The sequence below is a fragment of the Flavobacterium rhizosphaerae genome (assembly GCF_046000445.1).
In the GTDB taxonomy this organism is placed as follows: Bacteria; Bacteroidota; Bacteroidia; order Flavobacteriales; family Flavobacteriaceae; genus Flavobacterium; species Flavobacterium rhizosphaerae.
In genome coordinates this window covers 12,170-25,131 of record NZ_JBELPZ010000022.1, presented here as the reverse complement: position 1 = coordinate 25,131, position 12,962 = coordinate 12,170, and the positions used below count along the sequence as shown (strand labels likewise).

Here is a 12,962-nt window from a genome sequence, read left to right as displayed (position 1 = left end):
AGAAAATGAGTCAGAAAATCAGAATAAAACTAAAATCATACGATCACAGCCTGGTAGATAAATCTGCCGAGAAAATCGTTAAAACTGTTAAGAGTACAGGAGCTGTGGTAACCGGGCCAATTCCATTGCCTACCCACAAAAAGATTTTTACCGTACTGCGTTCTCCGCACGTAAACAAAAAATCAAGGGAACAGTTTGAAGTAAGCTCATACAAAAGGCTTCTTGATATTTACAGTTCATCTTCTAAAACCATTGATGCCCTAATGAAATTAGAGCTTCCAAGTGGTGTAGAAGTAGAGATAAAAGTGTGATAATATCACCTATATAGATGAGCCCCGGTACTACCGGGGCTTTTTTGTTACAAATTGCAGCGTTTTGTATAAATAGTTTTCTAATATGCTATATTGCAAATCCAATCAGTATAATATATGTTTAGGTATTTACTACTGTTTTTTTGTGTGAGCAATCTCTCTTTTGGGCAGGTATTTATTACTATAGATCAGGATACCGATGAATTTATAGAAGATGTAAATTATACGCTCTATAAAGACAGGGGAGAGGTTTTTAATGGCGTAACACTATCAGACCGGCCAACAGAAATCAGCCAGGGCTTGTTGTATGACTCTATTACATTTTCCCGTGTAGATTATGAAACTCTTGGGCTGTTGCGCAAGAACATAGATTCTGTAATTTATCTTAAAAAAAGAATCTTTTATCTTGATGAAGTAGTAGTTGGTGCTAAACAAGATAAAAGCATAACCCTTGGCGAAACCAACCGGTTTGTAAAAAGAATATACTCCAACCTTTCAGAAGATCTTGATGAAGGCCTTGTGTTTACCAACACGCTTCCCTACGTTTTGCAACTCGATAAAATTGTTTTCTACGTTAAAAAAGTACACTTCAAAACAGCGTATAAAATCAATTTTTCTGAAATGAAAAAAACCACCCTAAACTATGGTAACCAGTATGCCAATGTTGGTGATGTAATGTATGCTACAGATACTTTATACCTGAATCCAAAAGATAACAGAAAGATTGAAGTTGCCCTTCCGCCTGATTGGTACCTTGAGCCGGATAAGCCTGTTTTTGTATGGATACAGCTTTTAGGTTATTATGATGAAGATGGGCATAAAACAGCGCTTGAACCGGAGATGCGTACACGCTTACGTTTTCAGTTGTCAGATAATTTAGATTATTACGCCAAAATGTATAATGTGAAATCAAAAAACCTTACTGAAGAGCTTATTAATATAAATTTACTGCACACAAATTATGCTTTTTCTAATCCTTCTGTAAAGCTTGCCAACAGTACTTTTTCGGCTCCTGCCATAGTGCTTTATGCCCATAAGGCCGAACCATTGCCTGTTAAGCATGAAAATGTTTCAGCGCCAAAATAATACAGTAAAACAGATTTTCAAAATTGTTTTATTGCGCTGTGTGCCGTTCTTATAGGCTAAGTAACCCATAATATATTATCTTTCTTGCAATTATGTGTATAAAACTTACAAAAAACTATTTGTAAAATGTTGCATATAATAAAAAGATGACTAACTTTGCGCCCTCAAAAGGGGGTAGTATGCGCTGTCCCTATGTTTTTTAATTAATTTAATAATTTAATATGTCTGGGTTAATTGGTAAAAAAATCGGCATGACCAGCATTTTCGACGAAAACGGTAAAAACATACCGTGTACAGTAATCGAAGCTGGACCATGCGTAGTTACCCAAGTCAGAACCAATGAGGTTGACGGGTATGAAGCGTTGCAACTTGGTTTCGATGACAAAGCAGAAAAACATTCTGTAAAGGCAGAAGAAGGTCACTTTAAAAAGGCCGGTACTGTTGCCAAGAAAAAAGTCGTTGAATTCAAGTATTTTGTAGACAAGTATAATCTTGGCGATGTGCTAACTGTAGATTTATTCAACGAAGGTGAGTATGTAGATGTACAGGGTGTAAGTAAAGGAAAAGGTTTCCAGGGTGTTGTAAAACGCCACGGATTTGGCGGTGTTGGCCAGGCCACACACGGTCAGCATAACCGTTTAAGAGCGCCGGGTTCGGTAGGTGCATCATCATATCCTTCAAGAGTATTTAAGGGTATGCGTATGGCTGGCCGTACAGGTGGCGATAATGTAACAGTGCAAAACCTTGTAGTTTTAAAAGTTGTGGCTGACAAAAACCTGCTTGTAGTAAAAGGTGCTGTGCCAGGACATAAAAACTCTTATGTAATCATTCAGAAGTAATGGAAGTAAAAGTATTAGATATCAACGGAAAAGAAACTGGCAGAACGGTAACCCTTTCTGATGCAGTATTCGCAATTGAGCCTAATAAGCACGCGTTATACTTAGATGTTAAGCAATATCTTGCCAACCAAAGGCAGGGTACACATAAAGCTAAAGAGCGTAACGAGATAAGCGGTAGTACCCGTAAGCTTAAAAAGCAAAAAGGTACCGGTACAGCCCGTGCAGGTAGTATAAAAAACCCTTTGTTTAGGGGCGGTGGTACAGTTTTTGGGCCAAGGCCAAGAAGCTACAGCTTTAAACTAAACAAAAACCTTAAGCGCCTGGCAAGAAAATCTGCCCTTTCGCTTAAAGCTCAGGAGTCAAATTTAGTGGTAATAGAAAACATAGAATTTGAGGTGCCAAACACTAAAAATTTCATTAATGTTTTGAAAGCTTTAGGGTTAGATAATAAAAAATCTTTATTTGTGTTGGGAGATGCAAATAAAAATGTATATTTGTCCTCACGCAATTTGAAGGCTACTAACGTTGTAACTTCTTCAGAATTAAACACTTACAGCATACTTAATGCAAATAATTTGGTTCTTTTAGAGGGTTCGTTGGCAGGTATTGAAGATAATTTAAGCAAATAATAGGGATATGAGTATCATAATTAAGCCTATCATTACTGAAAAAATTACCAAAGACGGCGAAGTTTTTAACCGTTTTGGTTTTGTTGTTGATAAAAGAGCCAACAAGATACAAATTAAGCAGGCTGTTGAAGAGGCTTACGGAGTATCGGTTACAGATGTTAACACAATGAACTACAGGGCTGATAGAACAGTTAAGTACACCAAAAGTGGCTTGATAGCCGGAAAAACAAGTGCGTATAAAAAAGCGGTTGTATCGGTGAAAGAAGGAGAAACAATAGATTTTTATAATAATATCTAATTAAGAGATGTCAGTTAGAAAATTAAAACCTATTACCCCGGGTCAGCGTTTTAGAGTTGTAAATAGCTTTGACACTATTACAACTGATAAGCCGGAGCGTAGCTTGCTAGCACCGAAAAAAAACTCAGGAGGTAGAAATAGTCAAGGAAAAATGACCATGCGTTATATTGGCGGTGGTCACAAGAAAAGGTATCGTATTATAGATTTTAAACGTGCTAATGCAGGAGTAGCTGCAACAGTAACATCAATAGAGTACGATCCAAACCGTTCTGCGTTCATTTCATTATTAACGTATGAAGACGGTACAAAAACTTATGTTATTGCACAAAACGGACTTCAGGTTGGGCAAACCGTAGTTTCAGGAGAAGATGCTGCTCCGGAGATTGGTAATGCACTGCCTTTAAGTAAAATTCCTCTAGGAACTGTTATATCTTGCATAGAATTACGTCCGGGTCAGGGTGCTGTAATTGCACGTAGTGCAGGTACATTTGCCCAGCTAATGGCAAGGGATGGAAAATATGCTACCATTAAAATGCCTTCAGGTGAAACAAGGCTTATCCTGTTAACCTGTGTGGCTACTATTGGTGCTGTTTCTAACTCAGATCACCAGCTTATCGTTTCTGGTAAAGCAGGTAGGTCTCGCTGGTTAGGCCGCAGGCCAAGAACAAGGCCGGTAGCAATGAACCCGGTAGATCACCCGATGGGTGGTGGTGAAGGACGCTCTTCGGGCGGACACCCACGCTCTAGAAAAGGTCTTCCTGCTAAAGGTTACAGGACTCGTTCTAAAGTTAACCCGAGTAACAAGTATATTGTAGAACGTAGAAAGAAATAGTAAGTTAAGATATGGCACGTTCATTAAAAAAAGGACCTTACGTTCACTATAAATTAGAGAAAAAAGTTCTGGAAAACGTAGAAAAGGGTAATAAAGGCGTGATTAAAACATGGTCACGCGCATCTATGATTACCCCTGATTTTGTAGGACAAACTATAGCAGTGCACAACGGGCGCCAATTTGTACCCGTTTATGTTACAGAAAACATGGTAGGTCATAAACTAGGAGAATTTTCACCCACAAGGTCTTTCAGGGGCCATGCAGGGGCTAAAAATAAAGGTAAAAAATAAAAGCAATGGGAGTTCGTAAAAGAGAAACAGCAGAGGCCAGAAAAGAGGCTAAGAAATCAGTTGCTTTTGCAAAACTGAATAACTGCCCTACCTCACCAAGGAAAATGCGCATTGTTGCAGACCTTGTAAGAGGACAAAAAGTAGAGATGGCCCTAAATATATTAAAATTCAGCTCTAAAGAAGCTTCTCGCAAACTTGAAAAACTGTTACTAAGCGCCATTAATAACTGGCAGCAAAAAAACAGCGAAGAGAACCTTGAAGAAGCAGGGCTTTTTGTAAAAGAAATAAGGGTAGATGGCGGTATGATGCTAAAAAGGCTTAGGCCTGCACCACAGGGCCGCGCCCACAGGATAAGAAAACGCTCTAACCATGTAACAATAGTGCTTGGAGCTGCAAACAATAACACACAAAGCAATTAATAAACGAGAGTATGGGACAAAAGACAAATCCAATAGGAAATCGCCTTGGTATCATCCGTGGCTGGGATTCTAACTGGTATGGTGGAAATGATTACGGCGATAAAATTGCTGAAGATCACAAAATCAGGAAATACATCCATGCCCGTTTGTCAAAAGCTAGTGTAAGTAAGGTAATCATCGAGAGAACTCTTAAGCTTGTAACCGTTACTATCACCACCGCACGCCCCGGTATCATTATCGGTAAAGGCGGCCAGGAGGTAGACAAGCTAAAAGAAGAACTTAAGAAACTTACCGATAAAGAGGTTCAAATCAACATCTTTGAAATTAAAAGGCCAGAACTTGATGCTTACCTTGTAGCTTCTAGCATTGCGCGCCAAATTGAAAGCCGTATCTCTTACAGAAGGGCTATAAAAATGGCAATAGCGGCTGCTATACGCATGAATGCAGAAGGTATTAAAGTAATGATTTCGGGTCGTTTGAACGGAGCTGAAATGGCACGTTCTGAAATGTTCAAAGAAGGAAGGATACCTCTATCAACTTTCAGGGCAGACATAGACTATGCTTTGGCAGAAGCTCACACTACTTATGGTAGGATGGGTATCAAAGTATGGATCATGAAAGGTGAGGTTTACGGCAAAAGAGATCTTTCTCCGTTAGTAGGTATGGACAAAAAACAGTCTAAATCTTCAGGATCTCAAGGAGGCCGCCCAGGCGGCGGTAGGCCAAACCAGCGCAAAAGAAAGTAATTATTTTAAACTAAAGAAACATGTTACAGCCTAAAAGAACAAAATACCGTAAGGTACAGAAAGGTAGAATGAAGGGCATATCTCAGAGAGGGAGTGAACTTTCTAACGGTATGTTTGGTATAAAATCTTTAGATTCATCTTTTATCACTTCCCGTCAAATAGAGGCTGCGCGTATTGCTGCAACCCGTTTTATGAAAAGGGAAGGACAGTTGTGGATAAAAATATTTCCGGATAAACCAATAACCAAAAAACCTCTAGAGGTACGTATGGGTAAAGGTAAAGGTGCTGTAGAATATTGGGCAGCCGTTGTTAAACCCGGAAGGATTATGTTTGAAGTAGGTGGGGTGCCACTGGCCGTAGCAAAAGAGGCATTGCGCCTTGCTGCTCAAAAGTTGCCTGTAAGGACCAAATTTATAATTGCAAGAGATTTCGAAGCATAATTTATTTATTATGAAACAATCTGAAATGAAAGATCTATCTACAGCTGAGTTACAAGGTAAACTTGGTGAATTGAAAAAGACATATACCGACCTTAAATCAGCCCACGCTATTTCTCCAATAGAGAATCCGTTACAGATCAGGACCGCAAGAAGGTCTATCGCGAGAGTAGCCACTGAGCTAAGCAAAAGAGAGTTACAATAATTGTAGTCTGCTGAAAGATGGAAAAAAGAAACTTAAGAAAAGAACGTATAGGTGTTGTTACCAGTAACAAAATGGAGAAATCAATTGTGGTTTCCCAAACTACTAAAGTAAAACACCCGTTATATGGAAAGTTCGTGTTAAAAACTAAAAAGTTTGTTGCACACGACGAGAAAAATGACTGTAACATTGGTGATACAGTAAGGATTATGGAAACACGTCCTTTAAGCAAAACCAAATGTTGGAGGTTAGTGGAAATTATTGAAAGAGCGAAGTAATTATGGTACAACAGGAATCTAGACTAAAAGTAGCAGATAACACGGGAGCTAAGGAAGTTTTAACTATCCGTGTTTTAGGAGGAACGAAAAGACGTTATGCCTCTGTTGGAGATAAAATTGTGGTAGCAGTAAAAGATGCAACACCAAACGGTAACGTTAAAAAAGGTGCTGTTTCTACCGCAGTTGTTGTACGTACCAAAAAAGAAGTACGCCGTGCAGACGGCTCATACATCAGGTTTGATGACAACGCATGTGTGTTATTAAACGCTGCTGGTGAAATGAGAGGTACACGTGTTTTTGGTCCTGTAGCAAGGGAACTTCGTGAAAAACAATTCATGAAAATTGTATCATTAGCACCAGAAGTGCTTTAATTGTTATAAAGATGACGAAGCTGAAAATAAAATCTGGAGACACCGTAAAAGTAATTGCCGGAGACCATAAAGGTAGCGAAGGTAAAGTAGTACGTGTTCTTCGAGACAAGAACAAAGCGGTAGTAGAAGGCGTAAATATGGTAAGTAAACACACCAAACCAAGCGCCCAAAACCCTCAGGGGGGTATCGTTAAAAAAGAAGCTCCTATCCATATTTCTAACATTGCACTTGTAGACCTTAAAACTAAGGAAACTACCAAAACAGGTGTTAGGAAAGAAGGGGATAAGAACGTGAGATTTTCAAAAAAATCTAATCAAGTATTATAGTAATGGCTTATATACCAAGATTAAAACAAGAATATAAGGACAGAGTTATCTCTGCCCTTACAGAAGAGTTCGGCTATAAAAACGTAATGCAGGTTCCTAAACTTGAAAAAATCGTTTTAAGCCGTGGTGTTGGTGCCGCTGTATCAGATAAAAAACTTATCGAGTATGCAGTAGACGAGTTAACAAAAATAACCGGCCAAAGGGCAGTATCTACCATATCTAAAAAAGACGTAGCATCGTTCAAACTTAGAAAGGGTATGCCAATTGGTGCCAAAGTAACCCTTCGTGGCGAAAGGATGTATGAATTCCTTGACAGGCTTATAACATCAGCTTTACCACGTGTTAGGGATTTTGGCGGCATCAAAGCAACCGGTTTTGATGGCAGAGGTAATTATAACCTGGGTGTAACCGAGCAAATCATTTTCCCTGAAATTGATATAGACAAGGTTAACAAAATTGCAGGTTTTGATATTACTTTTGTAACCTCGGCACAAACCGATAAAGAAGCAAAGTCATTATTAGCAGAATTAGGATTACCTTTTAAAAAGAATTAAGATATGGCTAAAGAATCAATGAAAGCCCGTGAGGCAAAAAGAGAGGCAATGGTAGCTAAATACGCAGAAAAAAGGAAAGCTTTACTTGAAGCCGGAGATTATGAAGGTCTGCAAAAACTACCTAAAAACGCTTCTCCCGTACGTTTACACAACCGTTGTAAACTAACCGGAAGGCCAAGGGGGTATATGCGCCAGTTCGGTATTTCGCGTGTAACATTCCGCGAAATGGCCAATTCGGGGTTAATACCAGGAGTTAAAAAGTCAAGTTGGTAATCAAGTTTAAAAGGAAGAAAAATGTATACAGATCCTATCGCAGATTTTTTGACCAGGATTAGAAACGCAGTAAGGGCTAACCACAAAGTGGTAGAAATTCCTGCTTCTAACCTAAAAAAAGAAATCACAAAGATTTTGTTTGACCAGGGATATATTTTAAGCTACAAATTTGATGACAGCTCTGTACAGGGTACCATCAAAATTGCACTTAAGTACGATAAAGACACTAAAGAGTCTGTAATAAAAGATATCCAGAGAATCAGTAAACCGGGTTTACGTAAATACGCAGGTTCTACCAGCCTTCCAAGAATCCTTAACGGTCTTGGTATTGCTATCGTTTCTACATCAAAAGGATTGATGACGGGAAAAGAAGCAAAACAGCTTAATGTAGGTGGTGAGGTTATCTGCTACGTATACTAAATAAAAAGACTTATACGAGATGTCAAGAATAGGAAAAAACCCAATCACAATACCTGCCGGTGTAACTGTAGAAGTTAATGGCAATATTGTTAAGGTAAAAGGAAAAAACGGCGAGCTTACTCAGGAATTTTCTGATGTAACTATAAAAATAGAAGACGGCAAAGTGGTTGTTGAGCGCGCTACAGACCATAAAGATGACCGTTCTAAGCACGGCCTTTACAGGTCACTTGTAAACAATATGATTGTTGGGGTTTCTGAAGGCTTTACCAAACAGCTTGAGCTTGTAGGTGTAGGTTACAGGGCTTCTAACCAAGGGCAAAAGCTTGATATAGCTTTAGGTTTTTCCCACAATATTGTTTTAGAAGTTGTACCAGAAGTTACGGTAGAAACCGTAAGTGAAAAAGGTAAAAACCCAATTATAAAACTTTCATCTTTTGATAAACAGCTTTTAGGCCAGGTAGCGGCAAAAATCCGCTCATTCCGTAAGCCAGAGCCGTACAAAGGAAAAGGAGTTAAGTTTGTGGGTGAAGTATTAAGGAGAAAAGCAGGTAAATCAGCTTAAAAATTAAGATCATGGCATTAAACAAATCTGAAAGAAGACAAAGAATTAAGTTCAGGATCAGGAAGATTGTAAGCGGAACTGCAGCTCAGCCACGCCTTTCTGTTTTCAGGAGCAATAAAGAAATTTATGCCCAAATAATAGACGATGTAAATGGTGTTACCCTGGCAGCTGCTTCATCTAGAGATAAAGGTATTACCAACGGAAGCAAATCCGAAACTGCAGCAGCAGTAGGTAAGCTTATCGCAGAAAAAGCATTACAGGCCGGTATAGAAACCATTACTTTTGACAGGGGCGGTTACCTTTACCACGGACGTGTTAAATCATTAGCTGAAGGCGCAAGGGAAGCCGGACTTAAATTCTAAAAAATTATGTATCATAATTATAAAAACGTAGAAATAGTAAAACCTAGCGGGCTTGAACTTAAAGACCGCCTGGTTTCTGTAAACCGTGTTACCAAAGTTACTAAAGGTGGTAGGGCATTCGGTTTTTCTGCCATAGTAGTGGTAGGAGATGAAAACGGTGTTGTAGGCCACGGTTTAGGTAAATCTAAAGATGTATCTGAAGCTATAGCAAAAGCTGTAGAAGATGCAAAAAAGAATCTGGTAAAAATACCACTTTACGGCCAAAGTGTACCACATGAGCAAAAAGGTAAATTTGGTGGCGCCCGCGTGCTGCTAATGCCTGCTAGCCACGGTACAGGAGTAATTGCCGGTGGTGCTGTTCGTTCAGTACTGGAGTCTGTAGGTGTACACGATGTATTATCAAAATCTCAGGGTTCATCAAACCCTCACAATGTTGTTAAAGCTACTTTTGATGCTTTACTTCAAATGAGGAGCGCTGCCACTGTTGCAAAACAAAGGGGAGTTTCTTTAGAGAAAGTATTCAAAGGTTAATTCACAAGGGAAATCATGGCAAAAATAATAGTAAAACAAGTAAAGAGTAAGATCAACTGTCCTCAAACACAAAAAAGGACACTTGAATCTTTAGGTCTTCGTAAACTGGGACAAGTTGTTGAGCACGATGCAACTCCTGCCATCCTTGGAATGGTAAACAAAGTTAAACACTTAGTTTCTGTAGAAGAAACTAACTAACAATTACAGGAAATGGATTTAAGTAACTTACAACCGGCTGAGGGATCAGTTCACAATCAAAATAAAAGGGTAGGCCGTGGCCAGGGCTCAGGCAAAGGCGGTACAGCTGCCCGTGGCCATAAAGGTGCCAAGTCGCGTTCAGGCTACTCTAAAAAGATAGGTTTCGAAGGTGGCCAGATGCCATTACAGCGTCGTGTTCCTAAATTTGGTTTTAAAAACATAAACCGTAAGGAATATGCAGGTGTAAACCTGGATACGCTACAGGCTCTTGTAGATAACGGCACAATTACCGATACTGTTGATTTTAACGTATTAGTACAAAACCGTTTGGCTACTAAAAATGAAGAGGTAAAAATTTTAGGAAGAGGAGAGCTTAAGGCAAAACTAAAAGTAAGTGCTCACAAATTTACTGCTACTGCTAAAGCGGCTATAGAGGCTGCAGGCGGAGAAGCTGTAAGCTTATAATCATTCATTAAAATGAAGAAATTTTTCGAAGCATTTGTCAATGTCTGGAAGATAGAGGAACTAAAAAACAGAATTTTGGTAACTCTTGGTTTGTTACTGGTGTACCGTTTTGGTGCACATGTAACATTGCCGGGTATTGATGCCACAAAGCTGGGCTCCCTAACAAACCAGGCAAAAGAAGGTATTGGTTGGCTAATAGATGTATTTACAGGTGGTGCGTTTTCGCAGGCATCTGTATTTGCATTGGGTATTATGCCTTACATATCTGCATCTATTGTAGTGCAGCTTATGGGTATAGCCATTCCATATCTTCAAAAACTGCAAAACGAGGGAGAAAGCGGCAGAAGAAGGATAAACCAGATTACACGCTGGCTAACCATACTTATTACGCTTGTACAGGGCCCGGGTTATATCTATAACCTGTATCATACCCTTCCCCGCGAAGCATTTATGCTGCCTTCAGATTCATTCCAGTTTCTGTTCTCATCAGTAGTAATACTATCGAGTGGTACAATATTTGCAATGTGGCTTGGTGAAAAAATAACTGATAAAGGTATAGGTAACGGTATATCCCTTCTTATCCTTGTAGGTATTATAGCCAGGTTGCCGCAGGCCTTTATACAGGAGTTTACCAATAAAGTAAGCGAAGATAACGGTGGCCCACTAATGCTTCTATTAGAAGTAGTAGTATGGCTGGGAGTTATTATTGCCTGTATTATGCTTGTTATGGCGGTACGTAAAATACCGGTGCAATATGCAAGGCGTACGGCTTCGGGCGATTTTGAACAGGACCTTATGGGTAATAACAGGCAATGGATACCGTTAAAGCTAAATGCATCGGGGGTTATGCCTATTATATTTGCACAGGCTATTATGTTTATACCTGCTGCACTGGCCGGACTTTCAGAGTCTGACATGGCCAAAACCGTTACAGCACAGTTTAAAGATGTGTTCGGTTTAGCCTACAATCTGGTTTTTGCGTTATTAATTATAATTTTTACGTACTTTTACACCGCAATTACGGTGCCCACCAACAAAATGGCAGATGACCTTAAAAGGAGCGGAGGTTTTATACCGGGTGTAAGGCCGGGTGTAGAAACATCTGATTACCTTGATAGGATTATGTCATTAATTACATTCCCGGGCTCGCTGTTCCTGGCTCTTATTGCCGTGTTCCCGGCAGTAGTATCTAACTTTGGAGTACAGCAGCAATGGGCTTTGTTTTATGGTGGTACATCGTTATTAATTATGGTTGGGGTTGCAATCGATACTATTCAGCAAATAAATTCGTATCTGCTGAACAGGCATTATGACGGTTTAATGAAAACAGGTAAAAATAGAAAAGCAGTAGCTTAATAATTTTTATGGCAAAACAAGCAGCAATAGAACAGGACGGGACAATAGTTGAAGCATTATCTAATGCAATGTTTCGTGTTGAACTAGAAAACGGACACGTAGTAATAGCTCATATTTCAGGTAAAATGCGCATGCATTACATAAAATTGCTTCCGGGCGATAAAGTAAAACTTGAAATGAGCCCCTATGATTTGTCTAAAGCAAGAATTACTTATAGATACTAAAGCTTATAAAATGAAAGTAAGAGCGTCAGTTAAGAAAAGAAGTGCCGACTGCAAAATAGTACGCAGAAAAGGCAGGTTATATGTTATTAATAAAAAGAATCCTAGATTTAAACAAAGGCAAGGATAATTATGGCAAGAATAGCAGGGGTAGATGTACCTAAAAACAAAAGAGGTGTTATTGCATTAACCTATATTTTTGGTATTGGTAATAGCAGGGCTAAACAAATACTTGAAAAAGCACAGGTAAGCGAAGATAAAAAAGTACAGGAATGGAATGATGACGAAATCAGTGCCATCCGTGATGCTGTTTCTTACTTTAAAATTGAAGGTGAGCTTCGTTCTGAAATACAGCTTAACATTAAGCGTTTGATGGATATTGGTTGCTATAGAGGTATCCGCCACAGGGCAGGGTTACCACTACGCGGCCAACGCACAAAAAACAACTCAAGAACAAGAAAAGGTAAGAGAAAAACTGTTGCTAACAAGAAAAAAGCAACTAAATAATAAGAAGTAGTAGTATGGCTAAAGCGAGTACAAAAAAACGTAAAGTTGTAGTTGAGTCTACAGGTGAAGCTCATATTAATGCGACTTTTAATAACATAATCATTTCTTTAACCAACAAGAAAGGTGAAGTTATATCATGGTCATCAGCAGGTAAAATGGGTTTCAGGGGTTCTAAGAAAAACACCCCTTATGCTGCCCAGATGGCTGCAGAAGATTGTAGTAAAGTTGCTATGGAAGCCGGCCTTAAAAAGGTAAAAGTTTATGTAAAAGGCCCGGGTAACGGACGTGAGTCTGCTATCAGGACATTACACAACGGAGGTATAGAAGTTACTGAAATTATTGATGTAACGCCAATGCCACACAATGGCTGCCGCCCTCCAAAAAGAAGAAGAGTTTAATTTTTTAGTATAACGTAGGAATAGGATTAAGAGTCATCGGAGGATTTATTT

27 protein-coding genes are annotated in these 12,962 nt (G+C 39.2%); all 27 read left to right on the top strand.

Features of this window, described 5'->3' with window-relative positions:
• The first annotated feature begins 5 nt into the window (after positions 1 to 5).
• Positions 6 to 311, top strand: a complete 306-nt coding sequence (rpsJ, locus tag ABS766_RS15425) for a 30S ribosomal protein S10 (RefSeq protein ID WP_020213633.1) — start codon at positions 6 to 8, stop codon at positions 309 to 311.
• A gap of 147 nt (positions 312 to 458) precedes the next feature.
• Complete coding sequence (locus tag ABS766_RS15420; protein WP_408086090.1) at positions 459 to 1,397, top strand: hypothetical protein; 939 nt, start codon at positions 459 to 461, stop codon at positions 1,395 to 1,397.
• A 221-nt stretch (positions 1,398 to 1,618) separates the two neighbouring features.
• Complete coding sequence (gene rplC, locus ABS766_RS15415) at positions 1,619 to 2,236, top strand: 50S ribosomal protein L3 (protein WP_408086089.1); 618 nt, start codon at positions 1,619 to 1,621, stop codon at positions 2,234 to 2,236.
• Positions 2,236 to 2,865, top strand: a complete 630-nt coding sequence (gene rplD / locus ABS766_RS15410) for a 50S ribosomal protein L4 (protein ID WP_408086088.1) — start codon at positions 2,236 to 2,238, stop codon at positions 2,863 to 2,865. Before rplC ends, rplD begins: the two co-directional genes overlap by 1 nt.
• Positions 2,866 to 2,872: 7 nt before the next feature.
• Entirely contained in the window at positions 2,873 to 3,163 is a 291-nt protein-coding gene (rplW, locus tag ABS766_RS15405) for a 50S ribosomal protein L23 (RefSeq protein ID WP_408086087.1), read from the top strand.
• A 7-nt stretch (positions 3,164 to 3,170) separates the two neighbouring features.
• Positions 3,171 to 3,995, top strand: coding sequence for a 50S ribosomal protein L2 (gene rplB / locus ABS766_RS15400; RefSeq protein WP_408086086.1), 825 nt, complete (start codon positions 3,171 to 3,173; stop codon positions 3,993 to 3,995).
• An 11-nt stretch (positions 3,996 to 4,006) separates the two neighbouring features.
• Positions 4,007 to 4,285, top strand: a complete 279-nt coding sequence (rpsS, locus tag ABS766_RS15395; RefSeq protein ID WP_408086085.1) for a 30S ribosomal protein S19 — start codon at positions 4,007 to 4,009, stop codon at positions 4,283 to 4,285.
• Between the two features lie 5 nt (positions 4,286 to 4,290).
• Positions 4,291 to 4,704, top strand: coding sequence for a 50S ribosomal protein L22 (gene rplV, locus ABS766_RS15390; protein WP_408086084.1), 414 nt, complete (start codon positions 4,291 to 4,293; stop codon positions 4,702 to 4,704).
• A gap of 11 nt (positions 4,705 to 4,715) precedes the next feature.
• The gene (gene rpsC / locus ABS766_RS15385) at positions 4,716 to 5,450 is read left to right on the top strand and encodes a 30S ribosomal protein S3 (RefSeq protein WP_408086083.1); all 735 of its coding nucleotides are present in this window, start codon (positions 4,716 to 4,718) and stop codon (positions 5,448 to 5,450) included.
• 20 nt (positions 5,451 to 5,470) lie between these two features.
• Positions 5,471 to 5,890, top strand: coding sequence for a 50S ribosomal protein L16 (rplP, locus tag ABS766_RS15380; RefSeq protein ID WP_408086082.1), 420 nt, complete (start codon positions 5,471 to 5,473; stop codon positions 5,888 to 5,890).
• Between the two features lie 10 nt (positions 5,891 to 5,900).
• A complete protein-coding gene (gene rpmC, locus ABS766_RS15375) occupies positions 5,901 to 6,092 on the top strand; it encodes a 50S ribosomal protein L29 (protein WP_408086081.1) in 192 nt (63 codons plus the stop codon).
• A 17-nt stretch (positions 6,093 to 6,109) separates the two neighbouring features.
• A complete protein-coding gene (gene rpsQ, locus ABS766_RS15370) occupies positions 6,110 to 6,367 on the top strand; it encodes a 30S ribosomal protein S17 (protein WP_408086080.1) in 258 nt (85 codons plus the stop codon).
• A 2-nt stretch (positions 6,368 to 6,369) separates the two neighbouring features.
• Positions 6,370 to 6,738, top strand: coding sequence for a 50S ribosomal protein L14 (rplN, locus tag ABS766_RS15365; RefSeq protein ID WP_116787132.1), 369 nt, complete (start codon positions 6,370 to 6,372; stop codon positions 6,736 to 6,738).
• Positions 6,739 to 6,749: 11 nt separating this feature from the next.
• On the top strand, positions 6,750 to 7,064 hold the full coding sequence (gene rplX, locus ABS766_RS15360) for a 50S ribosomal protein L24 (RefSeq protein ID WP_408086079.1): 315 nt from the start codon (positions 6,750 to 6,752) through the stop codon (positions 7,062 to 7,064).
• A gap of 2 nt (positions 7,065 to 7,066) precedes the next feature.
• A complete protein-coding gene (gene rplE, locus ABS766_RS15355) occupies positions 7,067 to 7,618 on the top strand; it encodes a 50S ribosomal protein L5 (protein WP_408086078.1) in 552 nt (183 codons plus the stop codon).
• Positions 7,619 to 7,621: 3 nt separating this feature from the next.
• Positions 7,622 to 7,891, top strand: coding sequence for a 30S ribosomal protein S14 (gene rpsN, locus ABS766_RS15350; RefSeq protein ID WP_408086077.1), 270 nt, complete (start codon positions 7,622 to 7,624; stop codon positions 7,889 to 7,891).
• A gap of 21 nt (positions 7,892 to 7,912) precedes the next feature.
• The gene (gene rpsH, locus ABS766_RS15345) at positions 7,913 to 8,311 is read left to right on the top strand and encodes a 30S ribosomal protein S8 (RefSeq protein ID WP_408086076.1); all 399 of its coding nucleotides are present in this window, start codon (positions 7,913 to 7,915) and stop codon (positions 8,309 to 8,311) included.
• A gap of 19 nt (positions 8,312 to 8,330) precedes the next feature.
• Positions 8,331 to 8,873, top strand: coding sequence for a 50S ribosomal protein L6 (rplF, locus tag ABS766_RS15340; RefSeq protein ID WP_408086075.1), 543 nt, complete (start codon positions 8,331 to 8,333; stop codon positions 8,871 to 8,873).
• A gap of 11 nt (positions 8,874 to 8,884) precedes the next feature.
• Positions 8,885 to 9,235, top strand: a complete 351-nt coding sequence (gene rplR, locus ABS766_RS15335; protein WP_408086074.1) for a 50S ribosomal protein L18 — start codon at positions 8,885 to 8,887, stop codon at positions 9,233 to 9,235.
• A 6-nt stretch (positions 9,236 to 9,241) separates the two neighbouring features.
• The gene (gene rpsE, locus ABS766_RS15330) at positions 9,242 to 9,766 is read left to right on the top strand and encodes a 30S ribosomal protein S5 (protein ID WP_408086073.1); all 525 of its coding nucleotides are present in this window, start codon (positions 9,242 to 9,244) and stop codon (positions 9,764 to 9,766) included.
• Between the two features lie 15 nt (positions 9,767 to 9,781).
• A complete protein-coding gene (gene rpmD, locus ABS766_RS15325) occupies positions 9,782 to 9,964 on the top strand; it encodes a 50S ribosomal protein L30 (RefSeq protein WP_408086072.1) in 183 nt (60 codons plus the stop codon).
• Between the two features lie 12 nt (positions 9,965 to 9,976).
• On the top strand, positions 9,977 to 10,429 hold the full coding sequence (gene rplO / locus ABS766_RS15320; RefSeq protein ID WP_408086071.1) for a 50S ribosomal protein L15: 453 nt from the start codon (positions 9,977 to 9,979) through the stop codon (positions 10,427 to 10,429).
• Between the two features lie 12 nt (positions 10,430 to 10,441).
• On the top strand, positions 10,442 to 11,785 hold the full coding sequence (gene secY, locus ABS766_RS15315) for a preprotein translocase subunit SecY (RefSeq protein ID WP_408086070.1): 1,344 nt from the start codon (positions 10,442 to 10,444) through the stop codon (positions 11,783 to 11,785).
• An 8-nt stretch (positions 11,786 to 11,793) separates the two neighbouring features.
• On the top strand, positions 11,794 to 12,009 hold the full coding sequence (infA, locus tag ABS766_RS15310; protein ID WP_408086069.1) for a translation initiation factor IF-1: 216 nt from the start codon (positions 11,794 to 11,796) through the stop codon (positions 12,007 to 12,009).
• Between the two features lie 10 nt (positions 12,010 to 12,019).
• Positions 12,020 to 12,136: a type B 50S ribosomal protein L36 gene (gene ykgO / locus ABS766_RS15305; RefSeq protein WP_013305171.1), complete on the top strand. Its 117-nt coding sequence runs from the start codon at positions 12,020 to 12,022 to the stop codon at positions 12,134 to 12,136.
• A 2-nt stretch (positions 12,137 to 12,138) separates the two neighbouring features.
• A complete protein-coding gene (gene rpsM / locus ABS766_RS15300) occupies positions 12,139 to 12,513 on the top strand; it encodes a 30S ribosomal protein S13 (RefSeq protein WP_408086068.1) in 375 nt (124 codons plus the stop codon).
• Positions 12,514 to 12,527: 14 nt separating this feature from the next.
• The gene (rpsK, locus tag ABS766_RS15295; protein WP_408086067.1) at positions 12,528 to 12,911 is read left to right on the top strand and encodes a 30S ribosomal protein S11; all 384 of its coding nucleotides are present in this window, start codon (positions 12,528 to 12,530) and stop codon (positions 12,909 to 12,911) included.
• Positions 12,912 to 12,962: the final 51 nt, after the last annotated feature.